The 22,693-nt window shown below is 53.3% G+C and carries 16 protein-coding genes; 6 read left to right on the top strand and 10 right to left on the bottom strand.

The features are described from left to right. The first annotated feature begins 49 nt into the window (after nt 1-49). The 6 genes from ACS5NO_RS07050 to ACS5NO_RS07025 all read left to right on the top strand — a co-directional run bounded on the left by ACS5NO_RS07050 (nt 50) and on the right by ACS5NO_RS07025 (nt 11,681). A complete protein-coding gene (locus ACS5NO_RS07050; RefSeq protein ID WP_439414471.1) occupies nt 50-4,108 on the top strand; it encodes a hybrid sensor histidine kinase/response regulator transcription factor in 4,059 nt (1,352 codons plus the stop codon). 272 nt (nt 4,109-4,380) lie between these two features. Beyond that, on the top strand, nt 4,381-7,245 hold the full coding sequence (locus ACS5NO_RS07045) for a putative Ig domain-containing protein (RefSeq protein ID WP_439414470.1): 2,865 nt from the start codon (nt 4,381-4,383) through the stop codon (nt 7,243-7,245). A 139-nt stretch (nt 7,246-7,384) separates the two neighbouring features. Next, nucleotides 7,385-8,581 (top strand): hypothetical protein, encoded by a 1,197-nt coding sequence (locus ACS5NO_RS07040; RefSeq protein WP_439414469.1) that lies wholly within the window; start codon nt 7,385-7,387, stop codon nt 8,579-8,581. A 61-nt stretch (nt 8,582-8,642) separates the two neighbouring features. After that, the gene (locus tag ACS5NO_RS07035; RefSeq protein WP_439414468.1) at nt 8,643-10,322 is read left to right on the top strand and encodes a DUF8832 domain-containing protein; all 1,680 of its coding nucleotides are present in this window, start codon (nt 8,643-8,645) and stop codon (nt 10,320-10,322) included. A gap of 33 nt (nt 10,323-10,355) precedes the next feature. After that, a complete protein-coding gene (locus tag ACS5NO_RS07030; protein WP_439414467.1) occupies nt 10,356-10,757 on the top strand; it encodes a c-type cytochrome in 402 nt (133 codons plus the stop codon). Between the two features lie 87 nt (nt 10,758-10,844). After that, a complete protein-coding gene (locus ACS5NO_RS07025) occupies nt 10,845-11,681 on the top strand; it encodes a sugar phosphate isomerase/epimerase family protein (protein ID WP_439414466.1) in 837 nt (278 codons plus the stop codon). Between the two features lie 141 nt (nt 11,682-11,822). Here ACS5NO_RS07025 and ACS5NO_RS07020 read toward each other — a convergent pair whose 3' ends face one another. From ACS5NO_RS07020 to ACS5NO_RS06975, 10 genes are all read right to left on the bottom strand, one after another. Continuing rightward, nucleotides 11,823-12,230: a DUF983 domain-containing protein gene (locus ACS5NO_RS07020; RefSeq protein ID WP_439414465.1), complete on the bottom strand. Its 408-nt coding sequence runs from the start codon at nt 12,228-12,230 to the stop codon at nt 11,823-11,825. A gap of 119 nt (nt 12,231-12,349) precedes the next feature. Continuing rightward, nucleotides 12,350-13,213: a helix-turn-helix domain-containing protein gene (locus ACS5NO_RS07015; RefSeq protein WP_439414464.1), complete on the bottom strand. Its 864-nt coding sequence runs from the start codon at nt 13,211-13,213 to the stop codon at nt 12,350-12,352. 110 nt (nt 13,214-13,323) lie between these two features. Continuing rightward, entirely contained in the window at nt 13,324-14,439 is a 1,116-nt protein-coding gene (locus ACS5NO_RS07010) for a C40 family peptidase (RefSeq protein WP_439414463.1), read from the bottom strand. Between the two features lie 262 nt (nt 14,440-14,701). Further along, nucleotides 14,702-15,166: a hypothetical protein gene (locus ACS5NO_RS07005; RefSeq protein ID WP_439414462.1), complete on the bottom strand. Its 465-nt coding sequence runs from the start codon at nt 15,164-15,166 to the stop codon at nt 14,702-14,704. Between the two features lie 129 nt (nt 15,167-15,295). Beyond that, nucleotides 15,296-16,711 carry a serine hydrolase gene (locus ACS5NO_RS07000; protein WP_439414461.1) on the bottom strand — a complete coding sequence of 472 codons (1,416 nt, stop codon included), beginning with the start codon at nt 16,709-16,711 and terminating at the stop codon, nt 15,296-15,298. Beyond that, a complete protein-coding gene (locus tag ACS5NO_RS06995; protein ID WP_439414460.1) occupies nt 16,695-17,759 on the bottom strand; it encodes an aminotransferase class I/II-fold pyridoxal phosphate-dependent enzyme in 1,065 nt (354 codons plus the stop codon). Before ACS5NO_RS06995 ends, ACS5NO_RS07000 begins: the two co-directional genes overlap by 17 nt. Further along, entirely contained in the window at nt 17,756-18,781 is a 1,026-nt protein-coding gene (locus ACS5NO_RS06990) for a dipeptide epimerase (protein WP_439414459.1), read from the bottom strand. The genes ACS5NO_RS06995 and ACS5NO_RS06990 overlap by 4 nt, the downstream gene beginning before the upstream one ends. A 116-nt stretch (nt 18,782-18,897) precedes the next feature. Next, a complete protein-coding gene (locus ACS5NO_RS06985; RefSeq protein ID WP_439414458.1) occupies nt 18,898-19,995 on the bottom strand; it encodes a DUF922 domain-containing protein in 1,098 nt (365 codons plus the stop codon). A 13-nt stretch (nt 19,996-20,008) separates the two neighbouring features. After that, complete coding sequence (locus ACS5NO_RS06980) at nt 20,009-21,205, bottom strand: molybdopterin molybdotransferase MoeA (RefSeq protein ID WP_439414457.1); 1,197 nt, start codon at nt 21,203-21,205, stop codon at nt 20,009-20,011. A 116-nt stretch (nt 21,206-21,321) separates the two neighbouring features. Then, complete coding sequence (locus ACS5NO_RS06975; protein ID WP_439414456.1) at nt 21,322-22,176, bottom strand: pirin family protein; 855 nt, start codon at nt 22,174-22,176, stop codon at nt 21,322-21,324. Nucleotides 22,177-22,693 lie beyond the last annotated feature (517 nt).

Below are 22,693 nucleotides of genomic sequence, written 5' to 3'. Positions count from 1 at the left end.
AAGTCTTGTTAATTTGGCTGTTTTCTCACCACCTACAAACGACAGTTGAATGCGGAGGCTCTTGCCCAACAGGAAAGGTGTTTTGCAAACAGGATGCTGGACACTGGCAATTGGTCTCTATTTTTTCATCGCAGCCGCAGCTCAGCCGATTGAATTTCCGCAACCCGAGGTCATTTCGGATCGCCAGGGCTTACCGCAGGCCTTCGTTTCGGCTATTGTTCAGGACCGCCAGGGCTTTATCTGGATGGCCACCCGCGACGGTCTCTGCCGCTACGATGGCAATCGGTTCAAAATCTTCCAGCACGAAACCAGCGGGCGTCCTTCCCTGTCCTTCAACGGAGTGGCTGCCCTTACCATCGACCACCAGAACCGCATCTGGATCGGCACCATTCGCGGTGGCATTGATGTCTTCGATCCACTCAAAGAAGCATTCACCAGTTTTACGAACCAGCCTGCATTTCAAACCGTGCTGGACAGTTCGGATTTTCCCGATAACACCTTCCATCGGCTGGAGTATCTAAAGTTTTTTCGGGACCGGCAGGATAACTTCTGGCTCTGGTACGAAAACTCCGGGCTAGTCCGGGTTTCCCTCAAGAAAAAGCAAATCACCCGCTATAAACACAATCCGGCCGATTCGGCTTCCCTGCCAAGCAACGGGGTCAATGCCGTAACGGAGGATCGGCAAGGGATGATCTGGATTGCCACGGCCAGCGGACTCAGCAGGCTTGACCTGAAAACCAATCAGTTTCGACACTATCGACCAAATTTGGAACAACCCGGCCCGAACGCAAAGTCGATTCCCGAACCGTATATTGCCAATGTGGTTGCTCAACCCAACGGCGATCTGCTGCTGGCTTCGCTCTGGCATATAACGGTTTTTTCACCGGCGACGGGTCAATTCCGTTCGTATCGGCTCCCCGAACAGGGGCAATCGCCCAACAGCAACAAATGGCGAAAAATGCAGATCGTCACCGACAGCCGGGGCAATCAGTATTTCGATCAGTTCAGTGTGCTGTTCCGGTTTAATGAACAGGATGGTCCCCGGGCAGTCGCTCATTTTCCGCACAACCAGGAATGCATCAGCCTGTTCATGGATCGTTCCGATGTGTTGTGGATGGGTACCAACGGGTCGAGTGTCCACAAGTATGACCTCCGGGCCTTGCCATTCCGGGCGCAGCCCTACCGGGCAAACTTTGTTCAGGATATAGTAACCGAAGGCTTAAAGCTACCGGTGGCTCAGGTACCCGCTACTCTCGCCAAACCTGATCCGTATAAATTTCGATATACGTACGACGGCCAGGGTGACCTCTGGATCAATGCCGGAAGCTGGCCGTTTTATCGGATCGAGCGCCAAAACCAGAAGCTGACGGCGGTTTTAAAACCGCATCCGGATAACGGGGACGAGGCCGTTGCCATTCCGCTGGCCAGCGATCCCGATGGAAACGTCTGGTTTACACAGGACTCGCTCGCGGGCTGGTATAACAAAAACCGCGAACAGTGGCACCGTTTCCCCTGGCAAATTCCATCTACCGTATCGGGTCAGGTATTGCAGGTTGTCGTTGATCGAAAAGCACTGTGGCTGGCTACCGAATTACAGGGATTGGTTCGGCTCGACCGGGAAACGGGGCGCAGTACGCACTACCGGCATCAGCCCAACGACTCGACCTCGCTGAGCAGCAATTCGTTATTCTGTCTTTTTCAGGACCCCGACGATCCCGACCGCCTGTGGGTCGGTACCTTCGGCAGCGGTTTGTGCATGTTCGACAAACGAACCGGCCAAAGTCGCCGATTGACGGTGGCCGACGGTTTACCCAACAACACCATTTATTCGGCCATGCCGGATCGACACGGTTATTTGTGGATTGGAACGAACAAGGGCTTGTGTCGCCTGAACCGCCGGACGTTCCAAACGTATACCTTTACCCGCGACGACGGTTTAGTGTCCAACGAATTCAACCGCTTTCACTTCCTGCAAGGTGCCGACGGGCGGATACTGATGGGCGGCCTGGAAGGAATGACGAGCTTTTATCCCGACCAACTGCGCCTGGATATTTTCAAACCGAAGGTTGAGATCACCGGTCTTCAAATCAATAACCAGCCGGTTCAACCGGGGCCCGACTCCCCCACCGGCGCGTTGCCGGCGCAAGCTGTTACGGAACTCACCCTTCCGCATGACCGGAATTTTCTAACCATCGAATTTGCCGCCCTGCAATTCAACCGGCTGGGCAAAAACCGCTACCGTTACCGGCTCGTTGGCATTGACCCCGGCTGGGTGGAAACCGCTCGTCCCGAAGCCATTTACACCGACCTGCAACCGGGTCAGTATACCCTGGAACTCAACACAGCCAACACGTCCGGGGTCTGGAGTCCGCACATCCGCTCGCTGGGCCTAACGATTCGTCCGCCGTTTTGGGCCACCTGGTGGGCCTATGGGCTGTATACCCTGGCGGTTTTTGGGATGGCCTTCGGCTTGATTCAGGTTTATTTGAACCGGCTGCGGCTGCGGCAGTCGATCCTGTTGCAACAACGGGAGGCCGAACAACTCCGGGAGGTCGACGAAATGAAGACCCGGTTTGTCACCAACATTACCCACGAATTCCGAACACCGCTGACCCTGATTCTGTCGCCCACCGAACAAATGAAACGGGAATTGCCGGACCCGAAAAACCAGCGCCGGTTGTCGTCCATTGAGAAAAACGCCAACCAGTTACTCCGGTTGATCAACCAGCTCATGGATCTGTCGAAACTGGAAGCCAACGTAATGACGATTCACGAAACGCGGGGCGATCTCACGTTTTTTGTCCAGGAAGTCCTTCAACCCTTTGAAGATCAGATCAAAGCCAAAAGAATTCGATTAATTTTCACCAGTCAGCTTGACCACGACTACTGGTTCGATGCCGACAAATTGGAGCGGGTGGTGAATAATCTGGTGGCCAATGCGACGAAGTTTACCCCGGCAGACGGAACCATAACTGTTGACCTGCAACCCGATGTGTTCGCTGAAAAACCGGGGGTGACCCTGACAGTTTACGATACCGGCCCTGGCATTTCGGCCAGCCATCTGCCCCGCATCTTCGACCGCTTTTACCAGATTGAAACCCAATCAGAAACCGGCATTCCACTGAATCCGCACCAGGAAGGAACCGGTATTGGCCTGTCGCTGGTGAAAGAACTGGTGGAACGGCAGGACGGGCGGATTCGGGTGGACAGCACAGAGGGTCAGGGCACCGCGTTTACGGTTTGGCTGCCATACCGGAAAATACCGACGAATGAGCCCGTGCCAGCGTTGCAGGAAACGGAGTTGCCGGTCGTCGATCCGATACCCACCCCGGACGAATCACCCCGGATTCTGCTGGTGGAAGACAATGACGATCTGGCCGGTTTTATCGCCGAAAGTTTACCCGCGCACTATCAGGTATTCCGAACGTCGAACGGGGTTGAAGGATTTGAAAAAGCCGTTGAACTGATTCCGGATCTGATCATCAGCGATGTGCTGATGCCCGTCCAGGCCGGGCCCGAAATGGACGGCTACACCCTGTGCGAAAAACTCAAGGAAAACCGCCACACCAGCCACATTCCGGTGGTGCTGCTGACGGCCAAAGCCTCGGTCGACAGCCGGTTGGCGGGCTTGTCACGGGGTGCCGACGATTACATCACCAAGCCTTTTCATGTCCGGGAATTGCAACTGCGGATCGGGAATCTGCTGGAACGCCAACGCCGGTTGCGCGACCGAATCCGGCTCGAGCTGTCCCGGCCCGGCCCACCAGGAGCCGTTGTGAAACCGGCTGAAACCGACCCTTTCCTGCAACAGGTGATGGCCCTGGCGGAAGCCAATCTGGACAACTCGGCGTTTGGGGTTGACCAGCTCAGTCAGTTAACCCAGATGAGCCGGATGAGTTTGTACCGAAAACTGAAGACCCTGACGGGCCTGTCGACCGGTGATTTTATCCGGCTGTACCGGCTGAAACGATCGACCCAGTTTCTGAGTGAAGGTCGTTCGGTAACGGAATCCGCGTATCTGGTCGGATTTGAAACCGTGGCCCATTTCTCCAAAACGTTTCGGGATTACTACCACATAAGCCCCAGCCAGTTTATCTCTCAACCCTGACTAAAACTCCCTTCCGGCTACTATTTCAGCAACACCCCGACTGCATCTGTAGCCGGGGTTATTTTTTGGGAGAAACCGCCAGATGAAGCGGTTTCTCTTGAAAAAACTGGCAGTTTTTTTCCGTTTGGGACAATTACGAAAACCGTTGGGACAATTACGAAAATGATTTTGGGCCAGTGTCCATAGGTTTGCTGCCGGGAAATACATTGTACTCCTGCCAATGAAGTAATGATTATTCATCCTATTCATTCTCACCTGTAAACCATCCAAGCATGAAAATCGATGTACGATTCACAAAAAGAAAAAACCGGATTCGCCTTTTCCAGCTTATGCTCCTGCTGCTCATCAGTCTCGGAGGAGCCCTTCAGGCCCAGCCGCTCAAAAAATTCGATAAAACGTTCGGCGGTTCCGGCAATGAAACGGGGCGCGTTTTTCTGAAAACCGCCGATGGTGGCTACCTGCTGGGCGGTCATTCCGATTCGGATGCTGAACCCGGCTCAACGAAAGAAGCACAGGCTTTTGGAGGAGCAGACTTCTGGTTGCTGAAGTTTGATGCCAACCACGTCAAACAATGGGAAAAAACCTACGGCGGAACAGATGATGAAGAATTGCGAGCCATTGTTGCAACCACCGATGGATACCTGCTGGGCGGTCATTCGTATTCGTCCAACGATGGCAACAAAAGCAGTACCTCCTTTGGGGAGGCCGACTACTGGGTGGTTAAAATCGACTTCAACGGGGTCAAACAATGGGATAAATCGTTTGGCGGAAACAGAATTGATAACCTCCGGAGCATTGCCGTTACCTTGGACGGAAAATTTCTACTCGGCGGGTATTCTGAATCTGCCGTAAATGGCAATAAAACGGCGGCATATAAAGGAGATTACGATTTCTGGATTGTCAAGATTGATGCAAGCGGCAACCGGGAATGGGATCAAACCTTTGGCGGTAGCCTCGAAGAAGAACTACGCATGATTGTACCGACGGCCGACGGAAACTATCTGCTGGGTGGCGTATCGATTTCTTTCGCTTCCCCAGTGGAAGATCTGACCGGCAAAACTGAAAATAACAAGGGCAGTAACGATTACTGGGTGGTTAAAATAAAACCGGATGGTACGAAAATCTGGGATAAAACGATCGGTGGGAATAAGTTTGAATACCTGTATAGCATCGAAGTGACGCCTGACGGGGGATATGTCCTGGCGGGCTATTCCGATTCAGGTAAAAGTGGCGATAAATCGGAAGATTTCAGAGGGGATGAAAATGATCCATTAGATTATTGGATCGTTAAGGTCGACAATACCAACAAGGTTAGCTGGGACCGGACGCTGGGGGGAACTTTGAATGACCGGTGTTACGCGCTCCTTTCCACCAGCGATGGAGGCTTTTTAGTCGGGGGTTGGTCAATGTCGGACAGCGGCCATGAGAAAACCGCTGACTCGAAAGGGGGCCGTGATATCTGGATTGTTAAACTCCAGGCCGACGGCACCACCCAATGGGACAGAACGCTGGGAGGTGATGAAGACGATGAATTGTTCGCGTTGATGGAACCGACTGCGGGGGCATTTCTGCTAACCGGCGTTTCGGCCTCGGCAACCAACGACGGCGACAAAACTGCACCCCATCGTGGCGAGGATGACCTTTGGTTAATTCTGCTCGAAGGCAGTTGTGCTCCATCGGACATTGCCATTACGTCAAACGTTTCCACCCATCCAATTTTTCAAAACACCCCAGGCGTGTCGCTGTCGGTCACTGGCTGCACGAGTGGAACAGTCACCTGGAAAGGCTCAAACAACACCAGTGGCACAGGCACCACCATTTCGGTGCCCACGTCGGCCATTGGCACGCTGGTGTATTCAGCTACCTGCACCCTCGGCAGTTGTTCCAGTCCGCCCGGTTCGGCCACAATCATCATCACCGCTCCTACCGAAACGGGCAGCTTCGACGGGTTTATTTATGGTGCCGATTGCTCCACCTTCCGCGGCTGGGCCTGGGATCGCAGCAAACCCAATACGGTGTTCTCCGTAGATATTTTCGACGGACCTAACTATGTGACGACCATTCCGGCCAATGAATTTCGCCAGGATCTGAAAGACGCCGGGAAAGGCAATGGCATACATGCCTTCCGCTGGACGATTCCCGAATCATTGAAAGACGGACAGGTCCATTACCTCTCGGCCCGCATCAAGGACAGCGGTTTCTTCCTGAAAGATTCCCCCAAAGCCCTGATCTGTCAAGGAGGAACTGTTCCTCCCCCCACCAACAAACAACCCGTCGCCCCCACGATGACAGCCTTGACTGCTCAGCAGGGCGTAGCTTTCACCACCACCCTGCCCGCCTTCACCGATCCCGAAGGCAGTATCCTCAGCTACGGACTCGTGAGCTTACCCATCGGCTTAACCTTCACCAGTGCCACCCGGCAGATCAGCGGCACACCCACGGCGAGCGGGTTGTTTGTGCTGACCTACTCGGCCACCGATGACAAGGGAGCCACCAACTCGGTGAGCTTCAAACTGACAGTCAATCCAACCGCGACCACACCGGTCACCGGTAGTTTCGAAGGCTACCTGGATAAAGTGGAATGCGGCACCATTCGCGGCTGGGTCTGGGACCGCAACAAACCCAACACCCCGCTGACGGTCGAATTTTATACCGACGGTGCGGTTTGGGGCAGTGTGGTGGCCAATATTTACCGGGTGGATTTGAAGAATGCCGGGAAGGGCAACGGGGCTCATGCCTACAGTTTTGAGGTACCGAATGAATTGAAAAACAACACGACGCACTTGATTCGGGCCCGGGTGTCGGGTTCGACCTATGACCTGAAGGATTCGGGCAAACCGCTCACCTGTCCGTCGCCGGTTCGGCTGTCGGCCGAAAGCAGCGAAGGGTTACAAGTGACGGTTTTGGGCAACCCGGTTAGCGATCAGGTGGTAGTTGAAATCCGGGGTGCCGAATACCAGCCGCTGCGCTGGCAACTGACCGATGCCAGCGGGCGGATATTCCAGGAACACCAGATTGAAGCGGCCAAACCGGTGGAACGCCAAACCGTATCGATCCAGAATCAACCACCCGGCTTGCTCCTGCTGCGCGTCGATACCAACGGAAAGAGTCACACGCTGAAAATCATGAAACGCTAATCATTCATGCCCCAAAAAGGATTCTTTCGAGTCTTTTTTGGGGCAATCGAAAGTCAGTGGCAACCGCATCGGGATTAATGCAGTTTATAGGGTCTTTTTCCTATATTTACCCACGATTCCTTTAACCGACAACGCGTTCATGCAAGCCACCCTTTCTCCTCCGGTTATACGGACTAAAATACCCACGTACATCTACGCCGTGGTGTTCTCCTCGCTCTGCATCGTGTGGGGACTGCTCTGGGACATTATGTGGCACATGAGCATTGGCCGCGACGGTCTGTTTGCGCCCCCGCATCTGCTCATGTACGTCGGAGCCGTCGTAGCGGGTGCTTTTTCCGGGTTTAAGATTCTGCAGTTGACCTTCGCCAAAACGAATCCCGAGCGAACCGGTTCTGTCCGGTTCTGGGGCATTTTCTACGGATCGCTGGGTGCCATGTACTGCGTCTGGGGCGCCCTGACCATGCTGACCTCCGCCCCCTTCGACGACTGGTGGCACAACACCTACGGCCTTGACGTCCAGATTCTGACTCCTCCGCATACGGTTTTGCTGATTGGCATGATGACGGTGCAATTCGGGGCCATGATCGGCGTGCTGGCGTTGCAAAACCGGGTGACCAACGACCTTTTGTCAGACAGTGAACGGGATCAGAAACAGGCGCAGCGGCTTAAGATCATGTTTACCATTGCCGCCGGTTTGCTGTTGAGCATCCTGTATACGATGCTCGCCGAAAAACTGGGGCAGTGGGCTTCCCACCATTCCTCCTCCTACATCACGATCGGCATTGCGTTTCCGTTTTACCTGCTGGCAGTGGGCCGCGCGTCGTCACTCCGCTATCCGATCACCCTCACGGCGGCTGCCTACATGCTGACGATGCTGATTCCGAGCTGGATTCTGCCTTTCTTCCCGGCCACGCCCCGGCTCGGCCCGGTCCTGAACCCCATCACCCACTACCAGGCCTTCATGTTCCCGCTTTTGCTGGTCATTCCCGGTTTTGTGCTCGACAAACTGCTCCACCGCTTCGATGGCGGCAAGCTCAACGACTGGCTTCTGGCCGCGCTCACCGGCACGATTTTTATGCTGGTGATCACGGTGGTTCAGTGGTATTTCGGCGAATTTCTCCATACGTCTCCCTACGCCCAAAACGGTTTTTTCTTTTCCGATTCCATGTCATACGGAGAAGATCCAACCTGGCCGTATCATCACCAATTCCATCCCCACTGGCTGCAGTCGACCCCGGACTTTTTGAAAGGCATCGGGATTGCCATTCTGTGCGCCATCGTGTCGGCCCGAATTGGGCTGCTATGGGGCAACTGGATGAAACGCGTACAACGCTAAGGATTAAGAGTTAAGAATTATGAGTTAAGAGTTAATAGGTAAGATGGTGCGTCCTTTCAAAATGAAGAATTTCCTGGTGCGGGTCCTGTTGTATTCACTCATTCTCTCATTCGCTCATTCGCTCATTGCTTTCGCCCACATCGGTAGCCCGGGCGTGCTGGTGCAGAAGCAGGCCGGAAAATACCAGGTGCTGGTGAGTGTTATTCCGCCGGATGTGGTACCCGGAACGGCCAAGGTGACGGTTTATGTGGAAAGCGGCCGGGCATCGTCCATTCTGGCCCGGCCGATCTATTTTTCGTCCGGCGACGAGGGCGCACCGGTTCACGACGAGCTTCAGGCGGTGGCAGAAAACCGCTACGAGGGCGTTGTCTGGATGATGGATTCCGGCTCGTCCAGCATCGAACTGAACATCGACGGCCCCGACGGGAAAGCCGCCCTGGTGGCCCCGGTTCTTTCGGTTCCGACCAAAATGGAGCCCATGCCCACCGGAACCGGCGTCGGCTTGGCGGCCCTCGGCATTTTACTGGTCGTACTTTTCATTACGACGGTGGGGGCCAGCCTGGCCGACGGAACGCTGAAACCGGGACAATCCGTACCGAAGTCCTATGGCCGGAAACGGCTGGTCGGCATGGGCGTTGCCGCCGTTCTCATGGCCGTTGGTCTCACCGGCTGGCGGACGTGGTGGACGAGCTGGGCCGATGGCTACCGCAATCACGAATTGTATGCGCCGACGCCCATTCAGTCGACCGTGAAGGTTGCAGCCGACGGTCAGGCGGTTCTGACCGTCCGGATCGATACCACGCACTTTGCCGAAGGCGGCATCAAACGCCGTCGCCTGGGTTTCATCGTGCCGGATCACGGCAAGCTGATGCACGTTTTTCTGGCCCGAACGCCCGGACTCGATGCTTTTGCCCACCTTCACCCCGACCGGAAAGAACTCGACCAGTTTGAGTCGAACTTACCCAATTTGCCTGCTGGCCAGTATCTGCTGTATGCCGATGTGGTGTTCCGCAGCGGTTTTGCAGAAACATTGACCGACACCATCACGATTCCCGATTTTTCCAAAAAAACCGTTGCGGATGGTAAAAACCGGACGGAAACCGATCCGGACGATAGCTGGCTGGTGACGGAAGCCATGGGTGTCAAACCCAATGCTGTGGGCTTGCCTCACCTCGACGACGACATGGTGCTGTGCGGCATACCGGGTGCCAGTTCAAAGCTAAGCGACGGTTCGACCATGCTCTGGACCGACAAACCGGCTGCAGTTTTGGAAGCCGGAACGCCTTATGTACTCAAGTTTGCCGTTGCTGACGCGATGGGAAAACCGGCTCCGCTGGAACCGTATCTGGGCATGGGTGGCCACGCGGCCATTGTGCGTTCCGACGGCACGGTGTATATCCACCTGCATCCGGTGGGCACGTATTCGATGGCGGCCGAATCCTTTATGGTCGACCGCATTGCCGACACCACGCGCCGGTTTCAGTATCCCGATGCCACCCAATTCCGCGACAGCATCGACCGCTATGTGGCCCGCCTGAAACAATTGCCCGAAGCGGAAAAAAATGCGCTATTGCTGGCGGGGATGCCCGCAATGTCGCACCCGATGAAGGTCAATAACATGGTCGAATTTCCGTATGCTTTCCCCCGATCCGGCCATTATCGCATCTGGGTGCAGGTCAAACGCAATGGGCAGGTGCTGACGGGCGTTTTTGATACGCAGGTGAAGGACGGTTTGCTCTAATCGTCTATCTTTACGAAAAGCCAACTTTGCGTTATGAGAATTGTGTGTATATGGATTCTTTTTTTTCTGACAACAACCGTTTTTGCTCAAACTAAAAAACCAGCGTTAAAAGCCGGGCCGGGCCACCAGGTATACGAACAGTATTGCCTCACCTGCCACCAGGCCGATGGCGGGGGCGTTCCGAACCTGAATCCGCCTTTGAAGCAAACCGACTGGGTGCAGGGCGACAAAACCCGGCTGATCAACGTCATTCTGAAAGGACTCCAGGAACCGATCGAAATCAACGGGGAAACGTTTGACAATGTGATGCCCGCCCACGATTTTTTGTCTGACAAGGAAATCGCTGATGTTCTGACTTTCATTCGCAATAGTTTTGGGAACAAAGCCGATGCCATTACGGCGGAGGAAGTGAAGAAAGTACGAAGTGCGAAATAAAACTGTATGAACTGTGATTAGAAAGATTTAAGGATTAACTATGACCTTCGATAAATCCTGAAAACCGATCAGGAAACGCCTACACCCATGAAAAACCTTCTCTTTACTACCCTTTTTGCCTTCAGTCTGCTGGCTACGGCCTTAGCCCAACCCAAGTCGCCGGTGGGCCTGCAATTGTATAGTTTCCGGGAACAATTTCCGAAAGATGTTCCCGGAATGCTGGCGAAAGTCCGTCAGATGGGTTTCCGGGAAGTCGAACTGGCCGGAACGTACGGAATGGAACCCGCTGAATTTCGGAAACTGGTTGAAAAAAACGGGTTGAAGCCCATCAGCACCGGGGCTTCCTACGAGGATTTGTCCAACAACGTTCCGAAGGTACTGGCCGAAGCCAAAGCATTGGGCGTCAAATACGTAATGTGTGCCTGGATTCCGCATAATGGCGACGTTTTTACGCTGGAAGATGCCAAAAAGGCGGCCGATGTGTTCAACACCGCCGGAAAACTCCTGAAAGACCACGGAATTCTGTTCTGTTACCACATCCACGGCTACGAGTTCCAACCGTATAAAGACGGCACGTTTTTCGATTATTTAGCCGAAAATCTGGAGCCCCGCTATTGTAACTTTGAAATGGATGTATTCTGGGTGAAACACCCCGGTCAGGACCCCATTGCACTACTGAAAAAATACCCGAACCGCTTCCCGCTGATGCATCTGAAAGACCGGAAACCCGGCACGCCCGGCAACAACACCGGCCACGTCGACGTGGAATCGAACGTTGCCATTGGCAAAGGCGATCTGGGCATTGCCGAGATTATGAAGCAGGCCAAAAAATCGGGCGTCAAACACTACTTTATCGAAGATGAATCGTCGCGCTCGATGGAGCAAATGCCGGAAAGTATAGCGTATTTGCAAAGCTTGAAATAAGCCCCGGAATCAGGCCGAAACCTTCAGAAGTTGCTTGAATTAATGCCTGAGGCCTGTACTGTCAATAGGCAATAGCATCCATCAGTAGTGGTAGCTATTGCCTATTGACAGACCGCCCTTCCAGGGCTCTCTCAAGTTAACTCACAAATAGCTTGTCAGGTGTTTTCCACTAGCTTCCCGGTTTTTCTGCGGGTCGTAGGCGATGAAGAACGTCAGCCACGACCGGCGCGCCAGCCGGAAAAAATAGGGCGTCAGAATCACCAGGGTGGGCACCAGCCCCATCAGGTAATAGTCCAGATCGACCTTCAGCCAACTCACGAACACGAAAAAGGTAAGGAGGGTGTAGATCGTGTAAAACGCGTAACTCACGAACATCGAACCCCAGTAGAATCCTGGTTCCGGAATGAGCGCTTCCCCACAATGCGAACAGTTTTCGTGCATCTCATCAAACCGGCGGCTGTAGGCACTGCTGGTAATGAAAAAGTCGCCCTGATGACAACGGGGACATTTGTTGAACACGACGCTATACAATCGATTATCTTTTAACATGGCTTTCGGACGTTAATGCACCAATAGCCGCCGGGCGGCCATCAGGTACGCAACAAAGGTACGTCATGAATTCTCCTTCCGAAAAGACAGAACCGGATAGCTATGGTACAAATCAACGATCAGGCAATCAACGACTGGCGAAACGCTGCGGGTGTTTGGCGGGTGTGTTTTTTAAAAAACCGGACAAAATAAGACGGATCGTCGAACCCCAGCAGAAACCCGATTTCTTTTACCGACTGCGCAGTATGCGTCAACAGCCGCTGGGCTTCGATGGTCAGCCGTTCGTGTAGCAACTGGCTGGCGGTTTTTCCCAGCACTTTTTTGCAGATGTGATTGAGATAATTGGGCGTCAGATGCATCTGTTCGGCATAAGCCGCCACTTCCCGAACCGTTAAAAACTGTTGTTCCAGCAATTCCTCATACTGCCGGATTTTGTCGAAAAGATGGGTATCGGTATCGGCCTGTTTTTCGGTATACAGCCGGTTGGCGGTTTCGAGCAGTAGGTGGACAAACGAAAGAAAAACCTCCGGCCGGTTCGGCAGACGGGCGTCGTATTCTTGCCAGGCATAGCGAAACAAATCCCGGAACAGCGCCGGTTCTCCGGCGACTTCCAGCAAGGGCTGGTGTTGGTGAGAATGAAAAAAAGGATACTGGAACAGTCGGTTTCCGAAGCGGCTGCGGAAAAAATTAGCTTCGAAAAACAGATTGAACCCTTCCACATCGTCGGACAACTGCCAACTGTGAACCTGCCCCGGCGTCAGAAAATAAAGCTGGCAGGGCGCAATCGCATACGTTTTGAAGTCGATGGTGTGTGTACCGCTGCCTTTGATGATCCACATCACGAGGTAAAACGTGTGCGAATGCGGTTTGTCGATGCCCTTGAATTCCTGCACCAGTTTTTCCAGCCGCGTCATATAAAAGAGCGCGTTGGGCTCGTGACGGGGAAAAGCCTGAAGAGGGTAAACCGGAACGGGTGTGGACATGGGGTTTAAAATTTAAATGATAAATGTAAAATGATGAACGCTAAATGTAAAAGTATTCTGGAAGCATTCACTTTTACATTTAGCGTTCATCATTTTACATTTATCATTAATTATTTCAAAACCCGCTTTGCCCGCAGAAACCGGTTTAGTTCATAGGCATCGAAGTTCGGGGCGGTGGGATCGACGCTGGTGACCCGGATGTGGCCTGATGCGTGGATAAACTCGTTGTTACCAATCCACATGGCGACGTGAACCACGCGCTCGGGTTTATCGGCGGTGGCGGGTTCGCCGAAAAACAGCAGGTCGCCGGGTTTGAGCTGGGCAAAGGTTTTGTTGGGCGTTTCGATCAGTTCGCCCTCGTTCACCTGCTGCGAGGCATCGCGCGACAATTGCTGCCCGTTGAGCAGGTAGACGGTTTTCGTAAAACCGCTGCAATCCATGCCCTTGACCGAGGTGCCACCCCACAAATACGGAATCCCCATCAGACTTTTCGCCGTGCTGACCAGGGCCTCTTCCGTGGGTTTGGCGGTTTCTTTCCACCGATCAAACCGCTGGGCTTCCCGTTTGGAAACATACCCCGTCCGGCCGTCGGGATACCGGACCTGAAAATACTGCCGGTTTTCTCCGACCAGCACCAGCGTATTCCCGGCCACAATGTCGGATACGGTTTGGGATCGTTTGCCCGGTTCGCTGTAGACAAACCCGAAAGGCCGCGTGTAGATGATTTTTTCGGCCGACTGCCACTGTTCAAAATCGGCTTTTGTCATCAGTTGGATGGCCCCCGCATCCGTCCAGGCAATGTACTGATCGGGCGTTTGCACCTGGTACCAGCCACGGTCTTTGTCCCATACTTTCAGCGGCATGCCCAGCAGGGCCTGTGTGGACAGTTCGGCGGCATTCCGGGCGTTGGAGCGCAAATTAGCAACGGACACGTTGGCAACGGCGTAGATCGTTTCGCCCAAAACCGGCGCGGGCAGCAACTGAATCTGATCGACAACCGCCACATCTGCGGCTTTTAGTTGGGCGAGCAGGGCCTGTTTGGCTTCGGGCAGGTTGGTAAAACCGGTCAGTTGACCCGACGAATCAGCTTCCACATTGAAAATCGCCACCCGTTTATCCGGGGCATACTGCTTCCGAACAGAATCAACAACCTGACTGATGGATTGCGTAAAACCGTCGGCGGAGATCATAAAAAGCAGCGAAAATCCAATAAGAATTCGTTTCATGGTACCCAGAAAAGAAGAAAGATAAGCGACGAAAGCGAAAAGACCGATACCGAATGATTCAAATTTCTAATTTTCATTGCTCTGAATCTGGTTGAATCAAGCATCGGTCGGCAGAAAGCACAAAAATACAAAAGCCGGAAGCAAATTCGTCTCCGGCTTTTTACAGTTTACGGTATACGGTTTTTGGTTTACAGTTGGCTGACGCATTTATAGTTGCATGCGTCAGCCAACCGTAAACCAAAAACCGTATACCGTAAACTTTTTATTTATTCGCGTTGAAAGACAGCAGCAGTTCGTCGCCGGTTTCGGAAGTTCCGGAAACATTAAAGATAATGAAACCGCCGTCGGCATCGCCAATCCGTTCGCCATCGGCATACAGCCCGAAAACTTTCCCGGATTCCCGAACTTCGACCTCCAGGTCTTCCAGTACGGGAATGGTTCCTTCGCCTTCAATCACAAGGTTTACATTCATCAGCACTTTCCCATCCGATTTTTTGGTCAGTTTCACCGTTCCGGAAGCGACTGTTCTGCCGCTTTCCACCACGGGTAATTTTTCCAGTTCGACTTCGTTGGCGCCGTTGATGAAGTGGAAAGAGCTTAGTTTATACGTTCCTGCCACTTTGGCCGCCGGTTCAGCAGGCTGATCGGGTTTGGGATCGTCTTTGTTGTCCTTTTTACAAGCAGCCAATACGCCGAGTACAAACAGGAAAACGAGTATTTTTTTCATCAGTAGAGTTGTTTTGTTCGCTGCAAACGTAGCGTTGAACGCACCCAATCTCAATTGATGGTTACATGAATCGTCATTTTAGGCGCTTGAACCGTTATCAAAAGTCACTGAATTTTTCGTTCCATTTTTCTATTGATCATAATTCACCCGGAACCGGCTCAAATCCGGCGGGTTGATTCGTTTCCGCTTGACTTCATAATCGAAAATGATTCTTCCCAGATTCGCCATAAACGGATACCCAACGGTTTGGTAATCGTAGTGATCGTCGTTGAAAATACCGTCTTCGTTGCAGTAAATCACCGCCGACAACAGAAACTCCACGCCCCTGTCAAAGTCCACGATATAGGCGTTGTCGATCATGTACCCGTAGGCGTCGCCCACTTTATTAAAAATCCGAACCGAGGGCGGAATTTGGCTTTTGGCATCACCAAACACCAGAAATTTGCAATAACTGTCGTAATAGGTAGAATCGTAGGCCGGAAACTTTGACTCGCGCGGCAATTGGGACAGGTAGCGGTATAGAAACCGGTAATCGTCGGAAGTCAGGTCGAATCGTTTCCGCACCGGCACGTCATCGGGAAACAAAACCGCCTTCAGCATTTCCTGCTGGTCTTCGAGCGAAAAGTAGTTTTTTTCAGTAAAATCAAACGGCTCCTTCACCAGCGTGCCGCCTTTCAGGTAGCCGACGCCCCGGCGGATGGGTTTCTCGGGTCGGAAGATTTTGTCGCATAGCTGCACAGGTTGCTGGTACAAAACCGCATCGGATTTGACCAATCGGATGGCATTGGTTTGGCGGTTTTGCTCGGGTGTCAGCGGAATGGAAAGCCGGTGGACGATGCGCAAATCCCGGTAGCCCTTGTCGCGTAGCCGTTCGTTCATCTCGCAGAGCCCGACAAATTCATACAACCGATTAAAGGCGTCGTTATCACTGACCATCAGGATTTTCCGGGCGTAGTGCGCTACCGACGGCAACCCGTTTTCTGCCGTCGAATCGGCGCTGACGGCAGTCTGAATACCAGCCAGCGAGTCGGTCAGCAGGGGCGTGTAAATCGATAAGCCGGGCTGTTTTTTGCTGAGCTGATTTATTTTTTCCAGCGATAACAAAACCGCCGGCAGTTTGACGGTGCTGGCGGGATAAAAATACCGGTCTTTATCGAGCCGGTAGTGGTAACTTTTAAAGAGCGGGCGGTTTTTCTCGTCGCGGTTGATTTGTGTGTAAATAATCTGAACGTCGTATTTGGCCGGATTATTCAGAACCCGACCGAACAATTCCGGACTCTTTTTCAGGAACCCTTCCAGAAATTTATCAGTATGCTGGGCCGTGGTTTGATAGCCGGAAAGAGAAATTAGGATGGCAAGAATGCTAACATACCACCTTCGCCGACTTGCCCCTAAATCCCCTAAAGGGGACTTGGACGTAGAATAAACCGGATGCCCAAAGTCCCCTTTAGGGGATTCAGGGGCAAGTCGGCGAAAATCGGATAGTAATCTTTTGATTTTCTGAGCAATATGCTGATTATCTTTACACTCACCTCGTTTTTCCATACAGATAGTCGCCTAGTTGTTCGATGTCCTCCGGTTGGTGCATTGCGTTGATGACAATGCGGGTGTTGGGCTTGTCGGTGGGCGATGGATACGCAAACGAATAGACAAAAATCCGGTTCGCCAACAGGGACGAATATAACTGATCCTGAGCAGTATAAAAGACCGGATAAGCGGGAATGTGCTGAAATAAATCGGAATCGCCGACCCGGTTTTCAAACCGCCGGATGTTTTCAAGCAGCCGGTCAAAGGCCGCGTGGTAGAGTCCCTGAGCCTGACCAAAAGCGTAGAGGTAAGCCGGTGGTGTGGGCGAACAGGCCCCGAAAAAAGCTGTTCGGCGAATGGATGCCAGCGTTTTGGAATCGGAAAAAATTACCCCGCCCGGCAGACCCATCGCCTTCGCCAGCGACGCCGTGACAATCAGCCGGACGTTGTCCCGCCGGGGTATCTGCGATCCGATGCCACTGCCTTCCGGGCCGATCACGCCCAAACCGTGCGAGTCATCGACCAGCAACGTAATTTCCTGATCAGCGGGCAATTGATTGACCCACTCGAACGAGTAGCCAACCGAAAACAAGGCATCCAGCGAATTGAGCGCAATGACGATGTGCCGCGTGGGGGCCGTTGCCACCAACTCGAGCAATCGCTTCGTCCAGTCGTCGAATGAAAGCGTGGGCAAACGGGTGTTCGGCTCCTGCCAGATGGCGGGATGGGCGTTCGGGCCGTATAGAAACCCAAAATCCTGCCCTTTCAGCCAGTTGACGACGGCCTGCCCCGCCAACATGCCCGACGACAGGGTCAAAGCCGCTTCGGCGCGGGCAAACGCGGCCAGTTTGACCTCCGCTTCTTCGTAAATCCGGAGTTGCAGATTGCCGTTGCGCGACGAACCGAAAACCGTGCCGTACTGCGCCATGCCTTCGATCAACAACGCCCGAAATGCCGGGTTCTGCGCCATGCCGAGGTACGAGGTTCCACTGAAAAACAAATAGTCCTGCCCGTCGAGGTCGATGGTTCGGCCGGGTAAATGGTCAATTAAAAAATGCTCGGTCATGAATTGAGGATAAGATTCGCACCCGTTCCGTTTTCGTCGGCGTAAATCACCCGGCCAAAATCGAAGGTGACGCCCGTTGCGGGATCGTTGGTAATGAGCAACGTACCGTCCATGTCGACGTAATCGAGCAGGGGCAGCAACTGCGCAATGGCCGAAATTCCGACGCTGGTTTCGTTCATACAACCCACCATGACTTTCAGGCCCAGTTGCCGCGCTTTTTCGATCATGCGCCGGGCGGGCGTCAAACCGCCACATTTGGTCAGTTTGATGTTGATGCCGTGAAAATACCCCGCGCACCGTTCGACATCGCTTTCCACAATGCAACTTTCGTCGGCAATAACGGGCAGAACACTTTCCCGAACCACGCGCTTCATGCCCTCCCAGTCATCGGCTTTGAGCGGTTGTTCTATAAACTCAACGCCTAATGCTTTAAAATCCGGCGCATACTGAATGGTGGTTTCAGCGGTCCAGGCGCAGTTGGCATCCACGCGAAAAACCGCATCAGTGTGTTGACGAAGTGCTCGAACAATGGCCAGATCGTCGGGCGTACCAAGCTTGATTTTGTAGAGCGGCCAGGGCAATTCCTGCATTTTTCGCACCATGTTCTCCACCGAATCGATCCCGATGGTATAATCGGTGATCGGATTTTGGCGGGCATCCAGATTCCAGTGACGATAGAGCGGTTTTCCGGCGCGTTTGGCCACCAGATCATGCGCGGCTTCGTCTAATGCGCACTGGGCGAACGGGTTATCTTTCAACGACTCATGCGCTAGTTGCCACAGGTCTTCAGCCGTCATCCATTCGCCTGATTCAATCAACCCGCGAATCCCTTCGAGGTCGTTGATCATGCGGTCGAGCGTAATGCCGTAATATTTGTTGGAAGTCGCTTCACCAAAACCGCTCAGGGGGCCGTCGCGGAGTTCAATGATGAGCGATGGCTGAACATCGCGGGAGTCGTGGGCAATGGTAAACGTGTGTTTCAGTCGAAGGTCGAAACGGTGGAAACGGAGGAAAATGGGCATAATGGTTGATGATGATTAAAGAGTTTGTTTTCGGTTTTCGGTATACGGTGGCTGGCGCATGCATTCAAGAACGCGTCAGCCAACCGAAAACGGTAAACCGAAAACCAAAAACACATTTACTGCCGGTTTGAAAGCATAATGGCTGTCAAATCTTCGGCATTTTTCAGGTCCTGGGCAATTTTGCGGTTCCAGCGCTCCTGCTCGGCGCGGTTGATACCGTGCTGGGTTTCGCCGTCGTACTGCTCCTGCCAGCGGTTCATGTCGCGGTAGGCTTCCAGATACAGAAATTGCACCCGGCTGTTGTACTCCTCAAAATCCATATCCGGGTCGGCGATGATGCGCTGTTTAAACCGCTCGACAATCAGTTTGACAATATCGAAATGTTTCTGTTCATGCAGCAGCCCGTAGTCGTCTTTATGCCGCACCCACGACATGCTTTTTACCATGAACGTTTTGAATGTGAGTTGAACCTCAATAAAGCCATTGACCCAACGGCTATGGCCTTCGTACGAAAACGTGGGAAAAATCGAAGCCGCATTGCGACTGCCGACGCGCGGAGCCGCCTGAAAATCGTCCCAGGACAGCGGCCGAAGCGGGTGGTAAAAAACCGTATCGCCCGACGCCTGCTGAATGCTGTGGTCGACATAGACAAATTTAAGGCCTTTCACCAGCGCCGGGCTTTTGTCGCGGTTGATTTTGATCCAGTTGGAAAGATACTGTGCGGCACTTTCGAGGGCTTTGCGGGCCACCAGTTCCAGCCGGTCGGTTTGCCCGAACGAGCGCGTGTAAATCGTTCGGGCGGTGTAGGTGGTCAACTGAATCGGTTTTCCGTCGCGCATCACATCGAAGGCCAGTTCCAGGCGGCAAGTGCCGTCGGCCTGAAATTCTTTTTTTGCTTTCTCGGAAAACACAAACTCCTGAATGCGAATGATGACCGGCACCCGCGTGGAGTCGGGAAGGAAACCAGGGCTCAGCAGGTCATCGAACGTCGAAGCGATTTCTTCGTTGCTGCGAACGGCCACGCCACTTTTGGGGCCTGATAATATGGTCCCAAACTGCGACTTAAAAGACCGCTCATCCCGAATTTTCAACAGTGAAAAGGTCGGATTGCGGACAGAAATGGGTTCTTTTTTGAACGAAATCCATACCGGTTCCTGCCGCGCCATCAGAAAATGCGGAAGCAAAAGGAGCAGGATGGACAGAATCCGTTTCACGATGGTTGGGACGTTAGCGGAACGTATAAACCGGAAAGGCTTCGCCTTCGCTGAACTCCGCCCGTTCCGGCGGCAATTCCATAAAACCGTCGCATTGCAGCAAATTGGCATAATCGGCTGACCCACTGCCGGGTAAAGGCGTGGCCAACCCGATTCCGTCCGGACTGACCGACAAACGCACGGGCAAAAAATACGTTAATTTGGGCGTAAAGGAAACTGACCGGGCCAGGCGGGCGACGGAAGGCTGCAAAACCGGCAAACCCAGCGATGCCTTCAGCCACGGTAGCAAGTACCGATACGCACACAGGAACGTCGAAACCGGATTTCCGGGTAATCCAAAGACGACCTTTCCTTCATCCGAAGCCCCAAACCACAGTGGTTTTCCGGGGCGTTGCGCCACCTGATGAAACCGTTGCCGGACGCCCAGCCGTTCCATAACTTTCGGGACAAAATCGGCTTTTCCGGCGGAAACACCCCCGCTCAACACCAGCGCATCGTACTCCTGGAGGACGGTTTTCAAAGCGGTTTCCATGGTATCGGCGTCATCGGGCAAATGCAGCAGGGTGGTTTCGGCTCCGGCTGCTTGCAAAACCGTTTGCAGCAGATAGGTATTCGACCGGCGAATCTGGTAGGGTTCGGGCGTTTCCGAGACATCGACCAGTTCGTCGCCCGTCGAAATCAGGGCAATTTTGGGTCGTTTGCTGACCAAAACCGTCGCTTTACCAACCGATGCGGCCACCGCCATTTCCGGTGGCCCCAGTCGTGTTCCAATCGGGACCAGTTCTTCGTATTGTTTCCGATCCGTCGCCCGGTGGTGCACATTCTGGCCGACCTGAACGGCGTCGATCTGGATTTCGGCCAGACCGTCAGTGATTTGAAGGTCTTCGTAGCGAATAACCGTATCGGTTCCCGTCGGTAACATGGCTCCCGTCATCACTTCGAGACAAGCGGTTTGTTCGGTCAGGGTTTGCGCCGGTTGTCCCGCAAATTGCGTTCCGGCGACCCGAAACTGCCGCTGTCCGGTTTCAAAAACCGCAAACTGAATGGCAATGCCATCCATCGACACACGGTTAAAAGGCGGCAGATCCCGGTCGGCGGTTAGTGGTTCGCGCAACACCCGGCCGGCAGCCTGCGATAAGGAGACGGGTTCTGCCGGCAACACCAGCAAGTGATTCAGTACGATGGAATGGGCTTCGGCGACGGAAAGCATAGGGTCAGTTTTTTACAAAAAAACAAAAGAACTCTACGCAAAAACGCAGAAGGCGGAGAATTTACCAGAATCTTAGTAAATACCCCACCCTCCGCGTTTTTTTAGCAACGTCTTTTTTAGTCTTCGATCAAAATCCCCATTTTCCCCATCCGGTAATCGCGGTAGGCTTCCATCACTTCCACTTCGTTATTGAGCACAAACGGACCCTGCGCCAGGATTTTTTCGCCAATCGGTTCGCCCGACATCAGCAAAAGCCGGGTGTCTTCAAGGGCTTCGAGGGTGATGCCTTCGCCGTCGTTTTCCGGAACCACCATATACCGGGCGTTCACCTCCGTTTGGTCGCCGACACGCATTTTTCCGTCCAGCAAATACAGAAACGCGTTGTGACTGGCGGGCAATGGCAGATACACTTTGCCCCCGGTTTTCAGGAACAAGGTCGCGGAATTGATGGGCGAGAACGTCGGGATGGGGCCTTTCAAACCCAACAGTTCACCGGATATCACATTGACCGTCACCTTCCCATCGTCGCTGACGAATGAAGGCGTTTCTTCTTTCAACAGCGGGTAATAGCTCGGCTGATCTTTTTTGTGCGCAGACGGTGTATTGACCCACATCTGAATGATTTCCAATTCGTCGGACAGCGGCCGTTCGCTGTGCATGATGCCCAAACCGGCGTTCATCCACTGCGTGCCGCCTTCAAAAACGCTCCGGTCGTTGCCCCGACTGTCGCGGTGCCGCACCCCGCCTTTGAAGACAAACGTGACCGGCGAAAACCCCCGGTGCGGGTGTGGTCCTACGCCAGCGTGGTTAGGGTTTTCATTTTCTTTCAGGAAACTATGACCGTGGTGTAACAGGACAAACGGGTCCAGGTAACTCAGTCGGCCCGATGGAAGCGGCTGGCGAACCCGGAGTTCGCCCATGCTCATCAATGGGGCGGGTATCAATTGTTGTACGGTGCGTTCAGTTTTCATCGTCGTAAGGATTTACAAGTAATTACATTTAATGTATATACATTTATATTGCACCAAAAGTTCATGATCATCACATATACACTAAATGACCGTATCTACGAACCCTGAAAGGGTTCCATCACTAGCCCCGGATGCAATCCGGGGTTGACCGTGGCAATCCGGATGATCATGCCCATAATCGCAATCCCCGGATTGTCGTGATCAACTGGATTGCCATGATCGACCCCGAATTACCGTGATCAACCCCGAATTACCGTGATCAACCCCAAATTGCCATGATCGACCGGATTGCCACGACCGACCCCAATTGCCATGATCGACCGGATTGCCACGACCGACCCCAATTGCCATGATCGACCCCGATTGCCATAATCGACCCCGAATTACCATGATCCCAACCCCAAATTGCCATGATCGACCCCGGATTGCCATGATCCCAAACCCGGATTGCCATGATCAACACCGAACGGCCACGACCAACCCCCGATCATCGTGATCCCAAACCCCGGATTACCAC

The sequence above is a fragment of the Larkinella fluvii genome (genome assembly GCF_051857545.1).
In the GTDB taxonomy this organism is placed as follows: domain Bacteria; phylum Bacteroidota; class Bacteroidia; order Cytophagales; family Spirosomataceae; genus Larkinella.
This window is presented reverse-complemented; position numbering and strand designations above follow the sequence as displayed.